Source organism: Lysinibacillus louembei (genome assembly GCF_033880585.1).
GTDB classification, from domain to species: Bacteria; Bacillota; Bacilli; order Bacillales_A; family Planococcaceae; genus Metasolibacillus; species Metasolibacillus louembei.
In genome coordinates, this window is the sequence record NZ_CP137624.1 from 2242971 (window position 1) to 2262500 (window position 19530).

At 39.4% G+C, this 19530-nt stretch carries 19 protein-coding genes and 2 rRNA genes (1 of these 21 cut by a window edge); 14 read left to right on the forward strand and 7 right to left on the reverse strand.

Annotated elements, in window-relative coordinates:
• Positions 1 to 92 precede the first annotated feature (92 nt).
• Entirely contained in the window at positions 93 to 680 is a 588-nt protein-coding gene (locus R6U77_RS11075) for a peptidylprolyl isomerase (RefSeq protein WP_293929085.1), read from the forward strand.
• Positions 681 to 702: 22 nt separating this feature from the next.
• The gene (locus R6U77_RS11080) at positions 703 to 927 is read left to right on the forward strand and encodes a hypothetical protein (RefSeq protein ID WP_293929083.1); all 225 of its coding nucleotides are present in this window, start codon (positions 703 to 705) and stop codon (positions 925 to 927) included.
• 47 nt (positions 928 to 974) lie between these two features.
• Here R6U77_RS11080 and R6U77_RS11085 read toward each other — a convergent pair whose 3' ends face one another.
• Together R6U77_RS11085 and R6U77_RS11090 are read right to left on the reverse strand one after the other, a co-directional pair.
• On the reverse strand, positions 975 to 1394 hold the full coding sequence (locus R6U77_RS11085) for a hypothetical protein (RefSeq protein WP_319835707.1): 420 nt from the start codon (positions 1392 to 1394) through the stop codon (positions 975 to 977).
• Between the two features lie 146 nt (positions 1395 to 1540).
• Positions 1541 to 2716 (reverse strand): MalY/PatB family protein, encoded by a 1176-nt coding sequence (locus R6U77_RS11090; RefSeq protein ID WP_319835708.1) that lies wholly within the window; start codon positions 2714 to 2716, stop codon positions 1541 to 1543.
• A gap of 85 nt (positions 2717 to 2801) precedes the next feature.
• Between R6U77_RS11090 and R6U77_RS11095 the strand changes: the two genes are divergently transcribed.
• Positions 2802 to 3062, forward strand: a complete 261-nt coding sequence (locus R6U77_RS11095; protein ID WP_293929077.1) for a DUF1871 family protein — start codon at positions 2802 to 2804, stop codon at positions 3060 to 3062.
• Between the two features lie 158 nt (positions 3063 to 3220).
• Here the strand turns inward: R6U77_RS11095 and R6U77_RS11100 are convergent, their stop codons facing one another.
• Positions 3221 to 4558 (reverse strand): sodium-dependent transporter, encoded by a 1338-nt coding sequence (locus R6U77_RS11100; protein ID WP_319835709.1) that lies wholly within the window; start codon positions 4556 to 4558, stop codon positions 3221 to 3223.
• 304 nt (positions 4559 to 4862) lie between these two features.
• Between R6U77_RS11100 and R6U77_RS11105 the strand changes: the two genes are divergently transcribed.
• The 3 genes from R6U77_RS11105 to yugI all read left to right on the forward strand — a co-directional run bounded on the left by R6U77_RS11105 (position 4863) and on the right by yugI (position 6958).
• Positions 4863 to 5384 carry an RNA polymerase sigma factor gene (locus tag R6U77_RS11105; protein WP_406601038.1) on the forward strand — a complete coding sequence of 174 codons (522 nt, stop codon included), beginning with the start codon at positions 4863 to 4865 and terminating at the stop codon, positions 5382 to 5384.
• Positions 5377 to 6492, forward strand: coding sequence for a hypothetical protein (locus R6U77_RS11110; RefSeq protein ID WP_319835710.1), 1116 nt, complete (start codon positions 5377 to 5379; stop codon positions 6490 to 6492). Before R6U77_RS11105 ends, R6U77_RS11110 begins: the two co-directional genes overlap by 8 nt.
• A gap of 94 nt (positions 6493 to 6586) precedes the next feature.
• Positions 6587 to 6958: a S1 domain-containing post-transcriptional regulator GSP13 gene (gene yugI / locus R6U77_RS11115; RefSeq protein ID WP_293929071.1), complete on the forward strand. Its 372-nt coding sequence runs from the start codon at positions 6587 to 6589 to the stop codon at positions 6956 to 6958.
• A gap of 60 nt (positions 6959 to 7018) precedes the next feature.
• Here yugI and R6U77_RS11120 read toward each other — a convergent pair whose 3' ends face one another.
• Positions 7019 to 7402: a cytidine deaminase family protein gene (locus R6U77_RS11120; protein WP_319835711.1), complete on the reverse strand. Its 384-nt coding sequence runs from the start codon at positions 7400 to 7402 to the stop codon at positions 7019 to 7021.
• A gap of 19 nt (positions 7403 to 7421) precedes the next feature.
• Positions 7422 to 8717, reverse strand: a complete 1296-nt coding sequence (locus tag R6U77_RS11125; protein ID WP_293929069.1) for an AAA-type ATPase lid domain-containing protein — start codon at positions 8715 to 8717, stop codon at positions 7422 to 7424.
• A 161-nt stretch (positions 8718 to 8878) separates the two neighbouring features.
• Here R6U77_RS11125 and pruA point away from each other — a divergent pair, with 161 nt between their 5' ends.
• The 5 genes from pruA (at position 8879) to R6U77_RS11150 (ending at position 14211) form a co-directional block, all read left to right on the forward strand.
• A complete protein-coding gene (gene pruA / locus R6U77_RS11130) occupies positions 8879 to 10423 on the forward strand; it encodes an L-glutamate gamma-semialdehyde dehydrogenase (protein WP_319835712.1) in 1545 nt (514 codons plus the stop codon).
• A gap of 221 nt (positions 10424 to 10644) precedes the next feature.
• Positions 10645 to 11889, forward strand: a complete 1245-nt coding sequence (locus tag R6U77_RS11135) for a Glu/Leu/Phe/Val family dehydrogenase (protein WP_293929066.1) — start codon at positions 10645 to 10647, stop codon at positions 11887 to 11889.
• 126 nt (positions 11890 to 12015) lie between these two features.
• Positions 12016 to 12189, forward strand: coding sequence for a hypothetical protein (locus R6U77_RS11140; protein WP_319835713.1), 174 nt, complete (start codon positions 12016 to 12018; stop codon positions 12187 to 12189).
• A 121-nt stretch (positions 12190 to 12310) separates the two neighbouring features.
• The gene (locus tag R6U77_RS11145) at positions 12311 to 12979 is read left to right on the forward strand and encodes a hypothetical protein (RefSeq protein ID WP_319835714.1); all 669 of its coding nucleotides are present in this window, start codon (positions 12311 to 12313) and stop codon (positions 12977 to 12979) included.
• Positions 12980 to 13047: 68 nt separating this feature from the next.
• Positions 13048 to 14211: an iron-containing alcohol dehydrogenase gene (locus tag R6U77_RS11150; protein ID WP_319835715.1), complete on the forward strand. Its 1164-nt coding sequence runs from the start codon at positions 13048 to 13050 to the stop codon at positions 14209 to 14211.
• A 44-nt stretch (positions 14212 to 14255) separates the two neighbouring features.
• On the opposite strand, the gene R6U77_RS11155 is transcribed toward R6U77_RS11150, so the two are convergent.
• On the reverse strand, positions 14256 to 15230 hold the full coding sequence (locus R6U77_RS11155; RefSeq protein WP_293929869.1) for a cation diffusion facilitator family transporter: 975 nt from the start codon (positions 15228 to 15230) through the stop codon (positions 14256 to 14258).
• Between the two features lie 12 nt (positions 15231 to 15242).
• Positions 15243 to 15962 carry an MgtC/SapB family protein gene (locus R6U77_RS11160; RefSeq protein WP_293929867.1) on the reverse strand — a complete coding sequence of 240 codons (720 nt, stop codon included), beginning with the start codon at positions 15960 to 15962 and terminating at the stop codon, positions 15243 to 15245.
• A gap of 93 nt (positions 15963 to 16055) precedes the next feature.
• Between R6U77_RS11160 and R6U77_RS11165 the strand changes: the two genes are divergently transcribed.
• The 3 genes from R6U77_RS11165 to R6U77_RS11175 all read left to right on the forward strand — a co-directional run.
• Complete coding sequence (locus tag R6U77_RS11165) at positions 16056 to 16961, forward strand: DMT family transporter (RefSeq protein ID WP_293929865.1); 906 nt, start codon at positions 16056 to 16058, stop codon at positions 16959 to 16961.
• Between the two features lie 286 nt (positions 16962 to 17247).
• Positions 17248 to 18802 (forward strand): 16S ribosomal RNA (locus tag R6U77_RS11170).
• 465 nt (positions 18803 to 19267) lie between these two features.
• Positions 19268 to 19530: ribosomal RNA gene (locus tag R6U77_RS11175) — 23S ribosomal RNA — on the forward strand (it continues 2665 nt past the right edge of the window).
• The 16S and 23S rRNA genes sit together here, the layout of an rRNA operon.

Here is a 19530-nt window from a genome sequence, read left to right on the forward strand (position 1 = left end):
AGGAAGTAACTTGATTGCGAAAAGCGGAAAAATGAAAAGAAATATGGTAGAATGGAAAAGGTTTAATGATTAAAATTAAAGGAGAGACACTTATGTTTCCACAATTAACGACAGAGCTAAATGCTGGCGAAGTTTTAGTAGAAATGAATACAACAATGGGTTCAATTAAAATTAAATTATTCCCAGAGCAAGCTCCAAAAACAGTTGAAAACTTTTTAGGGCATGCAAAATCAGGATATTATAATGGAATCATCTTCCATCGTGTAATCACTGATTTTATGATTCAAGGCGGTGACCCAACTGGTACAGGTATGGGCGGTGAATCAATTTGGGGCGGCTCTTTCGAAGATGAATTCCACCATGATTTATTTAACTTCCGTGGCGCATTATCAATGGCAAATGCGGGCCCCAATACAAATGGCTCACAATTTTTTATCGTGCAAATGCCACATATCCCAAGTGATATGATCCGTCAAATGGAGCAAGCGAACTTCCCGAAAGAAGCAATTGAATACTATGCTGAACATGGTGGTACACCTTGGTTAGACCATAAGCACACGGTGTTTGGACATGTGGTTGAAGGTATGGATATCGTTGATAAAATCGCCAATGTGGAAAAAGGCATGAATGATAAGCCTGTTGAAGACATTAAAATTGAATCAATTACAGTTTTTGAATAATTCGTTGAGAGAAGTGTGAATAATGACTTCATTCATATTAAATTTTGGCTTTCTTTATTTCCCGGAGGATAAATCAACATATTTACCAGCGTTTATAGAAATACTTCTTTTGTTAGGGTTATGTTTTTTAGTTCTTAAACTTATACGTAAATTTGCGAAAAAGCAAGAGCAGGAAGCGAAGAAGCTTGAGGCACGTGCATTAGCAGAGCGCGATGAGCGCATGAAAAAAGAGCAGGAACAAAAATAGTTGTAGAACGAAAAAGTGAAATCGACGATGCGATTTCACTTTTTTGCTTACTTATATAATTCTTGATAAATAATTACCTTTAAAGCGAGCTGCTCCTCTGCTGTTAATTTATTTTGCAGCTGTTGAATGATTTCCTCCTGTGAAAGCATGCCATTTTCTGCTTTGACACGAATATCATTTAATGTTGTTACACCTACTTTTTCAATCAACACCTGCGTTGCCTCTTCCTTTGTCGTAAAAGGCAATTCGTTAGGGTTCGCTGCCTTTGCCTCCTCCATATAGCCTGTAAGTGTTGGGTTTTGCTCAATCACTTGCTTGATTGCTTCAGCTTGCTCGCTGTTAGCTAATTCCACCGTTACCGTTTCTGCTACTTTACCAGCAATAAATTGCATGCCGAAATGGTAAACGCCATAGCCTACTAGCCCAAGTACAATGACTGTTATCAACAAAAATTTGATTACTCTCATAATGAAAATGCCTCCATCTTTATTACATATCATTATATACGCTTTTCTCACATAGGAAGTTTCTAAAAAAATGATCATTCACCCAATGAAACGAAAAACAAAGGATGTCCGAATTTTCTTTCGTCGATCCTTTGTTCATCTTTTGTTTAATTAGTAGCTAGCGCCTTTTTAAAGCGGGCAACCCCATCTTCTACAACAGACAATGGGCAAGCAACGTTCATACGCAGGAAGCCTCGACCTGCTTCACTATATTTTGTGCCAGGCTCTAAAGCAATTTTACCAATCGTTAATAAACGCTGCATCATTTCATCTTCTGACAAGCCAGTTGCGCGGTAGTCAATCCACATTAAGTACGTGCCGTTAGGCTTTGCAACAGAAATGCCATCTAATGCGTTTAATTCGTTGACAACATAATCCATATTGATAGATAAATAGCTAATTAATTCATCTAACCAAGCATCGCCATCTGTATAGGCAGCTTGTACAGCGGCAGAGGCGAATGCATTTAAATCCATTTTGCCATGTGCCATTGCATTTTGCTCTAATTCTTTGCGTAAATCCTCATTTGGTACAACCATCATAGCAGCTTGAATACCGGCTAAGTTAAATGTTTTTGTCGGCGCAATACAGGAAATGATTTTTGCTTGTGCACTGCCCTCTACCGTTAATGTTGGTATGAATTTCGCACCAGGTAAAATGACATCTGCATGAATTTCATCTGCTAACAAATAAACATCGTATTTAATACATAGTGCAACGAGCTCCTCTAATTGCGCACGGCTCCATACAACACCAGCTGGATTATGAGGGTTACATAGTATGTAAAGTTTCACACCTTCTTTAAATAGCTCCTCAAGTGCTGCGAAATCATACGTGTAAGAACCGTTTACTTCAACTAAATCACAGCAAACAAGCTCGCGGCCTTGGCTTTTTGGAACGTTTGAAAATGGTGGATAAACCGGTGTTGAAATTGCCACTTTATCATTTGGTGCTGTAAATGTTTCGATAATGCTAGCGATTGCTGGCACAACACCATGGTGGAATAAAATTGTTTCTGGATCAATTGTCCATTGATGGCGGCGCTCATACCAATTAACAACAGCATTTTTACAGCCACCACAAACGTATGAGTAGCCGAATACAGGATGCTGTAAACGCTCTTCGATAGCTGCAATTACTGCTTGAGGTGCAGCGAAATCCATATCGGCAATCCACATTGGCAAAATATCGCTTGCATCTTCAATATTAAAAATTTGCTCCATACGATCCCATTTATAAGAACGGGATTTACGACGATCAACCACTTCATTGAAAATTGACATAGTTATCACTCTTTCCTTTAGTTTCATTTTATTATATGTTAACATACGAATCATATAAATATAATAATTTAGGGGAATAGTAATAGTGGAAAATATCGAAATGAATCAAAAGGCTGTAAAAGTGCTTGAAGAATGGGACCCTTTTCATTTAGGTCAGGGGAGCTATGAGACAGAGGCAGCAGATGTCGTTGCTAAGTTGCAACGGATAGATGACCCAAGCGAATTAGCAAAGGTTATTCAAATGGTTTATGAGCATTCCTATGAACAGTGGATTCCATTTGAGCATTGCGTCGAAATGGCCTATAAATTGATTGCGATTAAATTTGAAGCGAAATGCATTATATAGTAAAAATAGCCGTCGGGAAATAACATTTTTCCCAACGGCTATTTTTAGCTTATTATGATTCAGTAGAAAACGCCTATCTCTATAGGTGGTGCGATGACAACATAGATTACCCTGGGTATCTAAGCACCGACTGAATCCTAATAAAGCCTTCGGCGCAATTACACTAAGGCGTAATTGATTATGCCACGAATTAAAATAACAACAATGGCAATTGGTGCAATATAACGCACAATTGTATACCAAACTGTAAATAATAGTGGGGTCGTTTGTAGCTCTTGCTGTGATAGCTGCTTTTCATAATAATAGCCAGCAAACCATGAAATGAACAATGCCCCAACTGGCATTGCAATACTATTCGTCAAATAGTCGATAAAATCAAATATTGATTTATTGAAAAATGTGATATTTGATAATGTACCGAAGGAGAGCGCGCTTGGAATCCCGATGATAAAAATAAGCGCTGCAAATAGCCATGCTGCTTTTTTACGCAAATGTAGACGTTCGCCAATGCTGTTAGAAACGACAACCTCCAGCAAAGAAATAGCTGAAGTAATCGTTGCAAATAACAGTAAAATAAAGAAGATAATTAACAGTATTTGACCAAATGGTAGCTGCTCAAAAACAGCAGGAATAATCATAAAGACAAGACCGGGTCCTTCTGTAGGTGAATAGCCTAGCGCAAAAACAGCAGGGAAAATGACTAGCCCTGCAAGTAATGAAATGATAATATTCATCGTTGCAACATTGACACCAGAGCTTACGATATTTTCTTCCTTTGGTAGGTACGAGGCGTATGTAACCATAATACAAATCCCGACACTTAGGGAGAAAAAGGCTTGACCAAGCGCTAATAAAAAGGTTTCGCTATTGAAGTACGACCAGTCTGGTACAAACATAAAGCGTACACCTTCCATTGCGCCATCCAGCGTGATGGAACGAATACATAATAAAACGAAAAAGATAAAGAGCAATGGCATCATCCACTTGCTTGCTACTTCAATGCCATCTTTCACACCCGCTTGTACGATCAGTAGTGTAATAAGCATAAATGCGCCCTGTGCAATGATGACTTCCAGTGGATTTTCAATCACTTGTTGAAATAGCTGCGAAAAATCAATGCCTTGCCCTGATAGACGAAATGTTATTGCTCGCAGTAAATAGCTTAAAATCCAGCCACCAACAACGCTATAAAACGATAAAATCAAACCACTCGTGATGACACCGAGCCAACCAATTAAAAACCATGGTCGATGTGGTGCCTGTTTTTTAAATGATTGAATTGCGCCTGTTTGACCACGACGACCAATCATAAATTCAGCAATTAAAATAGGCAGCCCTAATAATAATGTGCAAATAATAAACAAAAAAATAAAAACACTGCCTCCATTTGTACCGACCATATATGGAAATTTCCATATTGCGCCGATACCAATGGCACTTCCAGCAGCAGCTAAAATAAAGCCAATTCTTGATGCAAAATGCTCTCGTGAAGCCAAAGAAAACCCTCCTTAATAATTGAAACAAGTATTTATTCTACAACATTTTTTATTAGAATTCAGCAATCTTTTTTGCGACGAGTAACCACAGGAGCCAGAAAACGCCTATCTTTATAGGTGGAGGGCTGAATTCTAATAAAGCCTCCGGCGGATGTCAGGGATTTTGAAAGGAGTCAATTGTGCAAGCACAATTCAAAATCCCGACGCAATTACGCCAAGGCGTAATTGATAGAAATAAAACGAATGTAACAAAATGGAGAAAACAATCGTATCATTAATAGGAAAAATGGAAGGGGGAAGCATTATGGAGCAGTTGCTTTTAAAGCGAGCAGCTACAGGGGACAAGGAGGCATATGCCGAGCTTGTACGTTTACATTATAAAACAGTTGAAAAATTCTCCTTTCAATGTGGTGTACATAGCAATGACATACAGGATGTGACACAGGAAGTATTTATTAAGCTGTATCGTTTTTTAGCACAATTTGAGCAAGGGAAATTTACGACATGGCTTTATAAAATGACGTTAAATACAGTGCGCGATTATTATCGTAAAGAGCAACGAGAAAAGCGCAAGAGAGACAAGTTGCAATATGAGTCAAGCTCTATTGTACATATGACAACAGACGATATAGCGTTACATGAGGCGATTTTAACCTTGGATGAAAAATACCGTATGCCAATCGTTTTATATTATTTTCACGATTGTAAGTATGAGGAAATTGCTGAGATTTTAACAATTTCTTTGTCTATGGTGAAAGTGCGCTTAATGCGTGCTAAGGAGCAATTAAAAGCCATTTTACAGCAAGGAGGAGAAAGCAATGGATGATCAACAATTTGAAGCACGTATGACAAAGCTGAAAAATCATTATGACAAAATGCCTTCGCTCGTAAATGTTGAAAAAGTGGTGGCAAATTTACCAGATGAGCTACCAAGAAAAAGACAACAGCGAAGTCTGTGGATTGTTGTATTAGCAAGTGCCTGTATTTTAGCGATATTAGTACCACTTTATGCTACACAACAGCAGCAAGAGATGCAGGCAATCAATGACGTAGAGCGTGCAAATGTCGAGAGAGTTGTTGCAGCAAAAAAGGAATTTGAAGCATGGCGTCAAGCTTTTGCACCACTTTATAAAGAGGAAAAGGAACGTCAGCGGAAAGCGTTGCAATTGACAGAAGAACAATTCAATTCTTTAGTATATGTGCAAAATGCGGAAGCGAGCTATCAATTTTATACAAGCGATGAGACGATGGAACGCTATGCACAAGGAGCTTGGCAGGGACAGTTAGCTGTTTATCAAAATGAGACAATCGAAAAATTACATTCGCCGAAATTAATGCTGTCAAAGCAACGACAAGATGATGCAGAAGAAATGAGTGCTTTGTATATTTATATGGAAAAGGTGAGAGCGCTTAGTGAGCTCTATGATGTGATCACATATACACCTGAAATTATTGCAGCAGCAAAGAACGAAGGCTTTGTATTGATGGAGTTTGGTGGAAAAAAGAGGCTCGTTTTTGATTACACGACCATTGAAAAAGAGCTGCTTACTATATTTTCACCTGAAACAATGGGTCTTTTGGAAGTAATGAAAGTAAAGTATTATTTTTATGCAGGAGAGCTTGTCGTAGATCCTAAGGAAGCAGCAAAATCAACGCTCATTTTGGAGCGGAAATTGCTAACAGAAGCATATGATCAATATAATGGGTATCTGAAAAGTAGCTATGAATTAATAATGGTGAAGCTTTTGACAGGACAAGCTAAAAATCAAGAGTATCAACAATTGCTTCAATTTTTAATAGCTGAAGACAGCGCTGTTGCGCCAATTGCAACAGCTATTTTAGAGGAAATTGCAGCAACTGGAAAGTCAACAACAATGGAACAAATCGATTATCGAACGATTTGGAATGCACTGTTAGCGAAAAAATATCCGTAATCAATATTAGGGCGTTCCTTTGTTCTGTTTAGTGCACTATGTTATAATTTAACATGACATTTTCGTATATAGACACAGAAGGTAGGAACGTATTATGGAAAAACAATACAAAGTGGGTGACGTGCTAACTGGAAAAGTAACTGGAATTCAACCATACGGAGCATTTGTAGCATTGGATGAGCAAACGCAAGGACTTGTGCACATATCAGAAATTACGTATGGCTTTGTAAAGGATGTTAGTCATTTTTTAAAAGTTGGCGATGAAATTACCGTAAAAATTTTAGAAATTGAGGATGGGTCGCAAAAAATAAGCTTATCGATTCGCGCATTGCAGGAAGAGCCTACCCCAATGAAAAAGGAACAGCGCAAAACATTGCAGGAGCGAATTGATGAGGATGATGCGGCAGGCTTTCAACCATTGAAGGATAAGCTACAGGAATGGATTGACCAATCAGGGCAAAAATAGTAAATCAAAAGAACCTTCTAAAACATGAACAGGCTTTAGAAGGTTCTTTTATGGATTGAGTTACTGTATACGCCAATCATATGGAAGTAAATCCTTTAACTTCACGATTGTATGAGCATTGACCATTACCTCAGCCTCAAGGTTTTCGACAGCTAGCTGGCTTAAAAATTCTCTACATCTTCCACACGGTGGGAAAATTATACCTTCCGAGTTGACTGCGATTACTTTTGCAATCTTATTTTCACCATTTGTCACCATAGAAGCAGCTGCTGCATGCTCAGCACAAAACCCCATTGAACAAGCTGTATCAATACAAACACCTACATAGACATGGCCATTTTGAGTTAAAATCGCTGCACCTACACTACCAGCCTCTGCCCATGGTGAAAGCATTGTTGGTTTAGTAACTGCCTGTGCTTTTTTTAGAAGTTCACTAAAATTCATTACTATTACCTCTCAATAGTTAATCATATTGCTTCCATTTGCGCAGGCGATATTGTAAATTTTGTCTGCTCATCCCAAGCGCAGTGGCAGCTTTTGTGACATTGCCATTGTGCATCTTCAACACATTTTGCACATAAAACATCTCGGCATCGCGCAAATATTCATCAAGTGGTAGCAGCTGCTCATCGTTTAAAATCAAGCTCGTCTTTGCATCGGTTTGCTGTACTTTGAAGCGGAAGTGCAATGGCAGCATTTCAAATGTGACGACCTCTTCATTGGTTATCACCGCTGCAATTTCATCAAGCAATAGCTCTAATTCCTTCAAATTTCCTGGCCAATCATAGCTCATAAATAACCGCATGACCTCAGGCGATAAACCTTGAATAAAGGAGGCAAAGCGAGCGCGATGACGAGCAAAATAATCGGTAACGAACGGTTCGATATCCTCTTTTCGCTCGCATAGTGGTGGTATAGAAATTGTTAAATTAGCGAAGAAATAATAAAGCTCCTTTAACAATTGACCATCGCCAATTAAGTCGATAGGATCACTACCAATGCTGCCAATAATCATATGCTTTGTAACGGAAAGCTCCTTTAAAATAGCAAGCAGCTGCTCCTGCATATCGATGGATAAAAATTCAATGCGCTCGAAGAAAAATGTATAGCTGCCATTAGTATGTAAATAATGGCGAATGTTTTCGACGATTTGCTCATCGCGTCTACTGAAAAATGTAATAAAGTCATCACTAGTTGGCAATAATGCATGATGAATACTTTCAGCAATCAAATCTTTGCCTGTTCCAGAATCACCAACCAGCAAAACTGGAATGCGAGCATGTGCTGCCTTTTTTGCATGTGTCATCACCTGCTGCATCGCGTTTGACACAGCTGTGATTGCATCGAATGTCAATGGTTCACCGTATCTTCTTAACGGCTGGTATATAAGCTTTTCCAATGATGTAATATCACGTGCAAATTCGATAGCCCCAATAAGTTTATTTTGGTCAAAAATAGGGAATGTATCATTTAGCGTCGTAATTTCATGCCCGTTTTTATTGCGATACGTTTGCTTGACATTCATTTCTTTGCGCCCGGTTTGTAAAACGCGCCATAGTGTACTATCTTTTTTACGAAATGCAAAAAGTTCAAAAAGGGAGTGGCTTGTCATTTCTTCAAAAGCATAGCCTTCAATTTCCTTCATTTTTGCATTATAAAGCAATGTTTTGCCTTCGGTATCAATTGCATGAATCCCTACAGAAATATGCTCAATTGCATGTATGTAAAAGGGAATGAGTTGTCTTTGCTGTTCAAACAATGCAAGCACCTCAAATTTTCATAAATTTTTTAAAAGATTATACTTGAAAAAAGCAACAATCTTTTGCATTATTATAAATATAAAGTGTGATGAAGTGCAAATTTTTTTTGCATGAAATGACATTTAATAATTTACAAAAAATTATTTTAGGAGGATTTTTCATGATTCCATATAAACACGAACCATTCACAGATTTCTCACAACAAGAAAACAAAGACGCGTACATCGCAGGCTTAAAAACAGTTGAAGGCTATTTAGGTCAAGACTACCCATTAATTATCGGTGGCGAGCGCATCACAACAGAAGACAAAATCGTGTCATACAATCCAGCGAAAAAAACAGAAGTGATTGGTCGCGTATCGAAAGCTTCACGCGAGCTTGCTGAAAAAGCAATGCAAGTGGCGGATGAAACATTCAAAACATGGAAGAAAGTAGATCCAGCTATTCGTGCAGACGTATTATTCAAAGCAGCAGCAATTATCCGTCGTCGCAAATTCGAATTCTCTGCATTATTAACAAAAGAAGCAGGAAAACCTTGGAACGAAGCAGACGCAGATACAGCAGAAGCAATCGACTTTTTAGAATACTACGGTCGTCAAATGCTACGCATGAAAGACGGTCAACCTGTAGAAAGCCGTCCAGGTGAATACAACCGTTATGACTATATTCCATTAGGTGTTGGTATCGTTATCTCTCCTTGGAACTTCCCATTTGCAATTATGGCAGGTACAACAGTAGCAGCTTTAGTTACAGGGAACACAGTATTATTAAAACCAGCTTCTACAACACCAGTTGTAGCATATAAATTTATCGAAGTATTAGAAGAAGCGGGCTTACCAGCAGGTGCGGTAAACTATGTACCAGGTTCTGGCGCAGAAGTAGGCGACTACTTAGTAGATCACCCACGCACACGCTTCATCAGCTTCACAGGTTCACGCGATGTTGGTTTACGTATTAACCAACGTGCATCTGTCTTAAACGAAGGTCAAATTTGGATTAAACGTGTTATCGCTGAAATGGGCGGTAAAGATACAATCGTTGTTGATAAAGAAGCAGATCTTGAATTAGCAGCACAATCAATCGTGAAATCTGCATTTGGCTTCTCAGGTCAAAAATGTTCTGCATGTTCACGTGCTGTTATTGTAGAGGATGTATACGATCAAGTGGTAAACCGTGTAGAAGAGCTAACAAAAGCATTAACAATCGGTGATCCAGCAGATCCATCAAACTTCATGGCAACAGTAATTGACCAAGCAGCATTCAATAAAGTAACAGAGTACATTGAAATCGGAAAAGGCGAAGGACGTCTTGTAGCAGGTGGCACAGCAGATGATTCTGTAGGTTACTTTGTACACCCAACAGTATTTGCAGACGTAGCACGTGATGCACGTATTATGAAGGAAGAAATCTTCGGACCAGTTGTAGCGATTGCAAAAGCAAAAGACTTCGATGAAGCAATTGAAATTGCAAACGATACAGAGTACGGCTTAACAGGTGCAGTGATTACAAACAACCGTATGAACCTAGAAAAAGCACGTGAAGAATTCCACGTAGGAAATCTTTACTTCAACCGTGGCTGTACAGGTGCGATTGTTGGCTACCAACCATTCGGTGGCTTCAACATGTCAGGAACAGACTCAAAAGCAGGTGGCCCTGACTACTTACAATTACACATGCAAGCAAAAACAACTTCAGAAATGCTTTAACCACAATAGCGGACGGACAATAGTGCGTCCGCTATTTTTTACGATTATGCGTTAAATTTAGTTACTTTTGCGTAAATTTTATATGTCATGTATGAAAATGTGTAAAATTTGTTGTATATTATTTAAAATGTGACAAAATTATAAACAAATCTTTGTTGAAATATGTTACAATGTTGGCGATATCAAAAAACAATTAAAAATGTTAAAGAGGCGAATTAATAATGGCTGAAAATTTAAACCTATTTACGTCGACACAAGATGTCATTCAAGAAGCGTTACAAAAGCTTGGTTATGATGAAGCAATGTATGAGTTGCTAAAGGAACCACTTCGCATGTTAGAAGTACGTATTCCTGTAAAAATGGATGATGGTACAACAAAAGTATTTACAGGCTATCGTGCACAGCACAATGATGCAGTAGGACCAACAAAAGGTGGTGTACGTTTCCACCCAGCGGTTACTGACGAAGAAGTTAAAGCGCTTTCAATGTGGATGACATTGAAATGTGGAATTGTAGACTTACCATACGGTGGAGGTAAAGGCGGCGTTATATGTGACCCACGTCAAATGTCTATGGGCGAAATTGAACGTTTAAGCCGTGGTTATGTACGTGCGGTAAGCCAAATCGTAGGACCAACAAAAGATATTCCAGCACCAGATGTATTTACAAATGCTCAAATTATGGCTTGGATGATGGATGAATATAGCCGCATGGATGAATTTAATTCACCAGGCTTCATTACAGGTAAACCGCTTGTACTTGGGGGCTCACAAGGGCGTGACCGAGCAACTGCGGAAGGTGTAACAATCGTTATTAAAGAGGCAGCGAAAAAACGCGGCATCAACATTGAAGGTGCTCGTATCGTAATTCAAGGATTCGGTAACGCAGGAAGCTTCTTAGCGAAGTTTATGAGTGACTTAGGTGCAAAAGTAATCGGTATTTCAGATGCTTATGGCGCTCTACACGACCCAAATGGTTTAGATATTGACTATTTATTAGATCGTCGCGATTCGTTTGGTACTGTCACAACTCTATTTGAAAACACCATTTCAAATAAAGAGCTACTAGAATTAGACTGTGACATTTTAGTTCCTGCGGCTATTGAAAATCAAATTACTGCTGACAATGCACATAATGTGAAAGCTAACATTGTTGTAGAAGCAGCAAATGGACCAACAACAGCAGAAGCCACAAGAATTTTAACAGAGCGTGGTATTCTGTTAGTGCCAGACGTACTAGCGTCTGCTGGTGGTGTAACAGTTTCATACTTTGAGTGGGTACAAAACAACCAAGGCTACTACTGGACTGAAGAAGAAGTACAAGAAAAATTAGTACGTAAAATGGTAGAGGCTTTTGACAATGTCTACACAACTGCAATGAACCGCAATATTAACATGCGTTTAGCTGCATATATGGTAGGCGTTCGTCGCACTGCTGAAGCATCTCGCTTCCGTGGATGGGTGTAAAATAAGAAAAAAACAAGTCGTTCTCTTTATTTGGAGACGGCTTGTTTTATTTTTTACTCCCAATTATCAAATGTTTAGTTTTTGTCTAATAAAAAATTTTATGATATATAAAAAAGGATTTTGCTTATGTTAATCATTATTTTTAGCGTAGTTATGATTGCTACAGGTCTTTTTATGTATAGACAAAAATTGAAACAAATTCGTGAAGAAAAGAAAAAAATAATGCTCCAGCGTTTAGATACTTTACTAAAATCAAATCCCAAAAATCAATTAAGTAAAAAGAAGAAAAGAAATTACTGATTGTCTAATATGAAAAAATAGTTGAAGCTTTGATGAAAAAGCGCAGATTTTGTCGGGTTTTGTTTAGGAATTGTATAGTTCTCTTTTTTACACTAGACAAAAAGAGGAAGGGGACTAAGGAATGCTGAAAAATTTATTACAAGAACGAATCGTTCATAATGAAAATATATCTGTTTATTTTAAGAGTAGATTAATTGAATTGCCAAATGATATAGGTGTACTAGGCATTCAAGCAACTACGTTAAAAATACAACAACAAAGTATTGCTACTGGCTATATTACAGACGATAAAATCTATTTTAAAAGCTTGCACCCTGGCGAAACGATACTCACATTGACGAATCAGGAAGATAGGGCTTTTATTAAACTTACTGTGCTTAGCTCAGGAGAAATTGTGACAGAAATTACACCTTGCTTAAAAAATAAAAAAATAGTACCTGTGTATTTTAAAAGAGTTTTAGGTGCAACTGCCATTGCAATCGATTTAAAGGGAGCATTAACTAACCATTTAATTGCGGAAGGAAAAGTGTATCAAGACAGTTTAATTGAAGAGGTTCACTACCAGTCATTGCATCAAAATGTAATCGATCATTCCATGAATGGTTGCTTTATTTTAGGGTGTCATGTAAATGGTCTTCCATTAACAAATAGACAGGAATATGCGCTAGCCAATCGTGTTGCGACATTAAGGTTTTCAAAAATTGTGTATCGCTATAATGGTGTCAAACTAACTTTAGATGAAGACTTCTTGCTGACATTTATGATAACAGATGAGATTAGGCATATTTGAATAGACTTTCTTTGCTATTTTCTCATGAAACATGAGAAAATAAAAATAGCTTTGAAAGGAGAGAGAACATGAATCCATTTACATTTTATAATCCTGTAACGCTTCATTTTGGAGCGGACGCAATGGAGAAATTGCCACAGGAGCTTGCCAAATATGGCGATAAAGTATTGATTGTCTACGGCGGAGGAAGCATTAAAAGCAACGGTGTTTATGAGGATGTTATAACGATATTGCAGCAGGCGAATAAGCAAATATTTGAATTAGCAGGCGTTGAGCCAAATCCACGTGTCGAAACAGCTCGTCGTGGTGCGGAAATTTGTAAAGCAGAAGGTATCGATCTTGTACTAGCAGTAGGTGGAGGGTCTGTAGTTGACTGTTCAAAATTAATCGTGGCTGCTGCAAAATACGATGGCGATGCTTGGGACTTAGTTATTAAAAAGGCTGTAGCAGAGGAAGCATTGCCATTAGGTGTTGTCTTAACTTTAGCTGCAACAGGCTCTGAAATGAACTCAGGCTCTGTTATTACAAATATGGATACAGCAGAAAAGTTCGGCTGGGGTAGCCCTGCGGTATTCCCGAAATTTTCAATTTTAAATCCTACCTATACAGTGACTGTACCAAAAAATCATACAATATATGGCATCGTTGATATGATGTCGCATATTTTTGAACAATACTTCCATAATGCAACAAATACACCTGTTACAGATGGTATGTGTGAAGGTGTTTTACGTGCGATTATGGAGGCTGGACCAAAGCTAGTAGAGGATTTAGAAAATGTTGCATTACGTGAAACTATTTTATTAGCAGGCACAATTGGCTTAAATAATTTCTTATCGATGGGTTCACGTGGTGATTGGGCTACACATAATATTGAGCATGCAGTATCAGCAGTGTACGATATTCCTCATGCAGGTGGTTTAGCAATTCTTCAGCCACATTGGATGCGCCATGTCGTTTCAGAAAATCCGGAGCGCTTTGCGCGTTTAGCTGTTCGCGTATTCGATGTAGAGGCTAATGGCAAATCAGTAGAGGATGTTGCACTTGAGGGAATTGAGCGCTTAGCTGCATTTTGGGCTTCTTTAGGTGCACCGCAGCGCTTAGCAGATTATAATATTGATACAACACATTTTGAGAAAATAATTGAGCATACGATGTGTAACGGTCCATTTGGCAACTTTAAAAAGCTTCATGCGGACGATGTACGTACAATTTTAGAAAATGCACTATAAAAAAACAGACTGGAAAGGTTGTTGCCTTCCAGTCTGTTTTTAAGTTATTCGGGCTTTTCGCCAACGTGCTGCCAGCTCAATTGACCATCATCTTCGTCAAATAAAATAACAACCTCAGTTACGCCTTTTTGGCTCAAAATAAGATGGGTTAAATGATCTCGCACATCATCTAAGTAAGCCAAGGAAAGGTTCGGGTCAGCTTCTGCAACAAGCTCAACATGCAAAAATTCCCCTTCTTTAATCACTTCTAAGCGCATAATATCCTTTACATTCGGTTCTTCCATTACTAAATGGGCTATATGGTTTAACATTTCTTGATCGGTTTCCCCGATAACGCCTCTCGCATTATCTAAAAATACGCGACCTACTACATAAAACATCATGAAACCAATAATCATTGAGACAAGTCCTTCAAGTCGGTAAAAGCCAGTGAAGTGAGCGATTAAAATGGCACTAAATGCTAGAACATTACCGCTTGTCGCAACTAAATCTTCCATCCATACAAGCTTTGTCGCAGGCTTTGCACGATTTAAATATTTTGCTGACTTGACAATGGATGTAAATCCAGCACTCTCAACACCTACTTCATGCAAAACTTCTTTTGCTGCTTTATGCAAAACTGTTAATTCCAATATAATTCCGACAGCTAATACACCAAGTGCAATAAGCATACCGTTTGATTCAGTAGCAGGGGAGACAAAATGATGCCAGCCCTCTTTTACTGTTTCATAAGATAAAATACCAACAATTAAAACAGCTCCTAAACAAACTAGGTTAATAAGGCGACCAAAGCCATTAGGGAATTGTTTAGTTGGCGCTTTTTTGGATAATGCAGATCCGATATAAACGAAAAGCTGGTTAGCGGCATCCCCTAAGGAGTGCATCATTTCCGCAAACATCGCCACATTGCCAGTAAAGAAAAAGGCAATTCCTTTAATAATACCTAAAAATGCGTTGACACACGCAGCGAGCAAGGAAGGTTTGTTACCGTCTTTAAGTAGTGCGAAAAATTCTTTCATAGAGACTCTCCTTTAAGATAATAATTCAATTTCAATTTGTTCTATATACGATTGAGTATGTAGATCTTGATAAAGTGCTAACGTATTTTGATGAATTGTAGCAAAGCGAATCGTTACTTCATGTTCAATTGTATCATTTGCTATTACCGTATCGCTTATGCGGATGTTTTCAACATACATTTCGTTCTGTTGCATATAGGAAAGGAGTGTAGAAATATCATCGTGATGCTTCACCTGTACTTTCAATGAAAATTCACGTGAAGCTAAGCGTTTAGGTCCTATCGTCATTAAAAACGGAGCAATTAGCTCAATACCAATGACAACAATCACTACTGTCATAAAGGCTTCTGCATAAAAACCTGCTCCTACAGCAATACCAATTCCAGCTGCTCCCCAAATCATGGCAGCTGTCGTAAGGCCAGTAATACTATCATTCCCCTTACGTAAGATTACACCTGCTCCTAAAAAGCCGATGCCGCTAACTACTTGTGCAGCTAGCCTTAGTGGGTCCATCGTAATATTAATATCGTCTCTAGCTGGTGTCATATAAGCCGTTTCAATAGAAATAATCGTCAGTAAGCAACTGAATGTTGCAATGACTAAGCTCGTTTTTAATCCAACTGGCTTCTTCTTTAATTCCCTTTCAATTCCGATAATTAAACTTAAACCAGCAGCTACAGCTAATTTAATTAAAATTTCAATTGAAAAGACTTCGGTTAAAATAGATGACAATCATTCTCCTCCTTAAAACGACTATTGATAATGCGTTATATTACTGTAAAATGAAGTGATGTACAAGAAAAATTTAAGTGAGGAACAATAACTATGAATAAACCGGCGATTAATCCTTATATACCAATTGTGATTGGCGTTATTTCAGTATCGCTATCAGCAATTTTAGTAAAGCTAGCAAGTGCCGATGCGGGTGTTATTGCATTTTATCGAATGTTATTTTCTGTTGTGCTCATGCTTCCAATCTTTTTATGGAAATATACAGGTGAAATAAAGTTATTATCGAAAAAAGATTGGGTATTTTCTGCTATTGCAGGTGTTTTTTTAGCATTTCACTTTATCTTATGGTTTGAGTCATTAAATTACACCTCTGTAGCAAGTTCTACAGTGCTTGTGACGATGCAACCTTTATTTGCTTTTGTAGGGACTTATTTTTTCTTCGGCGAAAAGATTTCTTTGAAAACAATCATTGCGGCCGCAATTGCAATTATAGGTAGTGTTTTGATTAGCTGGGGAGATTTTCGAGTTAGTGGTACAGCTTTATATGGAGATATACTAGCGCTAATTGCTTGTGCATTAGTCACAGGTTATCTCTTGTTTGGACAAGACGTTCGCAAAAGAATTTCACTTGTTACATATACAATGGTCGTTTATATGAGCAGTACAGTTTGTCTTTTCTTCTATGTATTAGTAAAGGGAGAATCGTTTGGTCCATATCCTTCAATGGAATGGGTTTGGTTTATATTGCTTGCTATTATACCTAATTTACTTGGTCATACTTTGTTCAATTGGTCATTAAAGTTTGTTAGCACAAATGTATTGTCGATTGCTATTTTATTTGAACCAATAGGTGCTGCTATATTAGCTTACTTTATTTTTAAAGAATATTTAATTGCAACACAAATCGTTGGTGGGATCGTTGTATTAGCTGGAATATTGCTCTTTGTAGCAGATTTTAAAAAAATAAAAAGTTTTTTTAGAAAAACTATTGATTTATAGTTTTAGATGGTATATATTATTACTTGTCCTTAACGACACAGCGAAAAAATAACATTAAAAAAAGTATTTGACAGCAAGTTAAGGATGAGTTATAGTATAAAAGTCGCCACTGAAAAGCGGTGATGATAATGAACCTTGAAAACTGAACAAGCAAGACGTGAATGAATAAAACGTTTCATTTAATAGATGAAACATAATTTTGGACATCATAAAGATGCCAGCAAATGTTTTACTGTATCGAAAGCGAAAGCGGCAGATACAAAATTTGAGCTTAACTCAAATTCTTTTTATGGAGAGTTTGATCCTGGCTCAGGACGAACGCTGGCGGCGTGCCTAATACATGCAAGTCGAGCGGGCGTTACTTTGGTGCTTGCACCGAAGTAACGCTAGCGGCGGACGGGTGAGTAACACGTGGGCAACCTACCTTGTAGATGGGGATAACTCCGGGAAACCGGTGCTAATACCGAATGATACTTTTGAACACATGTTTGAAAGTTGAAAGATGGTTCTGCTATCGCTACAGGATGGGCCCGCGGCGCATTAGCTAGTTGGTGAGGTAATGGCTCACCAAGGCGACGATGCGTAGCCGACCTGAGAGGGTGATCGGCCACACTGGGACTGAGACACGGCCCAGACTCCTACGGGAGGCAGCAGTAGGGAATCTTCCACAATGGGCGAAAGCCTGATGGAGCAACGCCGCGTGAGTGAAGAAGGTTTTCGGATCGTAAAACTCTGTTGTAAGGGAAGAACAAGTACAGTAGTAACTGGCTGTACCTTGACGGTACCTTATTAGAAAGCCACGGCTAACTACGTGCCAGCAGCCGCGGTAATACGTAGGTGGCAAGCGTTGTCCGGAATTATTGGGCGTAAAGCGCGCGCAGGCGGTTCTTTAAGTCTGATGTGAAAGCCCCCGGCTCAACCGGGGAGGGTCATTGGAAACTGGGGAACTTGAGTGCAGAAGAGGAAAGTGGAATTCCAAGTGTAGCGGTGAAATGCGTAGAGATTTGGAGGAACACCAGTGGCGAAGGCGACTTTCTGGTCTGTAACTGACGCTGAGGCGCGAAAGCGTGGGGAGCAAACAGGATTAGATACCCTGGTAGTCCACGCCGTAAACGATGAGTGCTAAGTGTTAGGGGGTTTCCGCCCCTTAGTGCTGCAGCTAACGCATTAAGCACTCCGCCTGGGGAGTACGGTCGCAAGACTGAAACTCAAAGGAATTGACGGGGGCCCGCACAAGCGGTGGAGCATGTGGTTTAATTCGAAGCAACGCGAAGAACCTTACCAGGTCTTGACATCCCGTTGACCACCATGGAGACATGGTTTTCCCTTCGGGGACAATGGTGACAGGTGGTGCATGGTTGTCGTCAGCTCGTGTCGTGAGATGTTGGGTTAAGTCCCGCAACGAGCGCAACCCTTGATCTTAGTTGCCATCATTTAGTTGGGCACTCTAAGGTGACTGCCGGTGATAAACCGGAGGAAGGTGGGGATGACGTCAAATCATCATGCCCCTTATGACCTGGGCTACACACGTGCTACAATGGACGGTACAAACGGTTGCCAACCCGCGAGGGGGAGCTAATCCGATAAAACCGTTCTCAGTTCGGATTGTAGGCTGCAACTCGCCTACATGAAGCCGGAATCGCTAGTAATCGCGGATCAGCATGCCGCGGTGAATACGTTCCCGGGCCTTGTACACACCGCCCGTCACACCACGAGAGTTTGTAACACCCGAAGTCGGTGAGGTAACCTTTTGGAGCCAGCCGCCGAAGGTGGGATAGATGATTGGGGTGAAGTCGTAACAAGGTAGCCGTATCGGAAGGTGCGGCTGGATCACCTCCTTTCTAAGGATATTTTCGGAATATCTCCTACGGGAGATACCATTCACGACTTGCTGTTCAGTTTTGAAGGTTCATCTACTGATGAATACTTCAAACCATTGTTCTTTGAAAACTGGATAAAACGACATTGAAAGCAACAAGTTTAAAATAGATCAAGTAATTGATCGTGTAAGTTCTTAAATCTTATTTCTTTACTGAAATAAGTTGTAACTAACAACAATGAGGGTTTCAAGACACGAGTAGGACAAGGAAGCGATTGAGCGATGGAAGGAGCGTACTTCAGTACGTGACTGACGGAGTGAATGAAGCTGACGCCGTCATACGATGTGTATTGGAAGCCGAATAGAAGGTTTCGAGATACGAGCAAGACAAGGAAACTGCTTGAGAGAATGAAGGAGCGTACCTTTGTACGTGACTGAATGAGTGAAAGTAGTTGACGCCGTATTGCGATGTAAATCGAAAGCTGTAGGTTAAGTTATTAAGGGCGCACGGTGGATGCCTTGGCACTAGGAGTCGATGAAGGACGGCACTAACACCGATATGCCTCGGGGAGCTGTAAGTAAGCTTTGATCCGGGGATTTCCGAATGGGGAAACCCACTATGTTTAATCGCATAGTATCCTTACGTGAATTCATAGCGTATGGAAGACAGACGCAGGGAACTGAAACATCTAAGTACCTGCAGGAAGAGAAAGAAAATTCGATTCCCTGAGTAGCGGCGAGCGAAACGGG

What these genes read in the sequence shown, in the direction of transcription:
- R6U77_RS11075 (WP_293929085.1), top strand. Translation starts at nt 93, where the DNA reads ATGTTTCCACAATTAACGACAGAGCTAAATGCTGGCGAAGTTTTAGTA.
- R6U77_RS11080 (WP_293929083.1), top strand. Translation starts at nt 703, where the DNA reads ATGACTTCATTCATATTAAATTTTGGCTTTCTTTATTTCCCGGAGGAT.
- R6U77_RS11085 (WP_319835707.1), bottom strand. Translation starts at nt 1,394, where the DNA reads ATGAGAGTAATCAAATTTTTGTTGATAACAGTCATTGTACTTGGGCTA.
- R6U77_RS11090 (WP_319835708.1), bottom strand. Translation starts at nt 2,716, where the DNA reads ATGTCAATTTTCAATGAAGTGGTTGATCGTCGTAAATCCCGTTCTTAT.
- R6U77_RS11105 (WP_406601038.1), top strand. Translation starts at nt 4,863, where the DNA reads ATGGAGCAGTTGCTTTTAAAGCGAGCAGCTACAGGGGACAAGGAGGCA.
- R6U77_RS11110 (WP_319835710.1), top strand. Translation starts at nt 5,377, where the DNA reads ATGGATGATCAACAATTTGAAGCACGTATGACAAAGCTGAAAAATCAT.
- yugI (WP_293929071.1), top strand. Translation starts at nt 6,587, where the DNA reads ATGGAAAAACAATACAAAGTGGGTGACGTGCTAACTGGAAAAGTAACT.
- R6U77_RS11120 (WP_319835711.1), bottom strand. Translation starts at nt 7,402, where the DNA reads ATGAATTTTAGTGAACTTCTAAAAAAAGCACAGGCAGTTACTAAACCA.
- pruA (WP_319835712.1), top strand. Translation starts at nt 8,879, where the DNA reads ATGATTCCATATAAACACGAACCATTCACAGATTTCTCACAACAAGAA.
- R6U77_RS11135 (WP_293929066.1), top strand. Translation starts at nt 10,645, where the DNA reads ATGGCTGAAAATTTAAACCTATTTACGTCGACACAAGATGTCATTCAA.
- R6U77_RS11140 (WP_319835713.1), top strand. Translation starts at nt 12,016, where the DNA reads ATGTTAATCATTATTTTTAGCGTAGTTATGATTGCTACAGGTCTTTTT.
- R6U77_RS11145 (WP_319835714.1), top strand. Translation starts at nt 12,311, where the DNA reads ATGCTGAAAAATTTATTACAAGAACGAATCGTTCATAATGAAAATATA.
- R6U77_RS11150 (WP_319835715.1), top strand. Translation starts at nt 13,048, where the DNA reads ATGAATCCATTTACATTTTATAATCCTGTAACGCTTCATTTTGGAGCG.
- R6U77_RS11155 (WP_293929869.1), bottom strand. Translation starts at nt 15,230, where the DNA reads ATGAAAGAATTTTTCGCACTACTTAAAGACGGTAACAAACCTTCCTTG.
- R6U77_RS11165 (WP_293929865.1), top strand. Translation starts at nt 16,056, where the DNA reads ATGAATAAACCGGCGATTAATCCTTATATACCAATTGTGATTGGCGTT.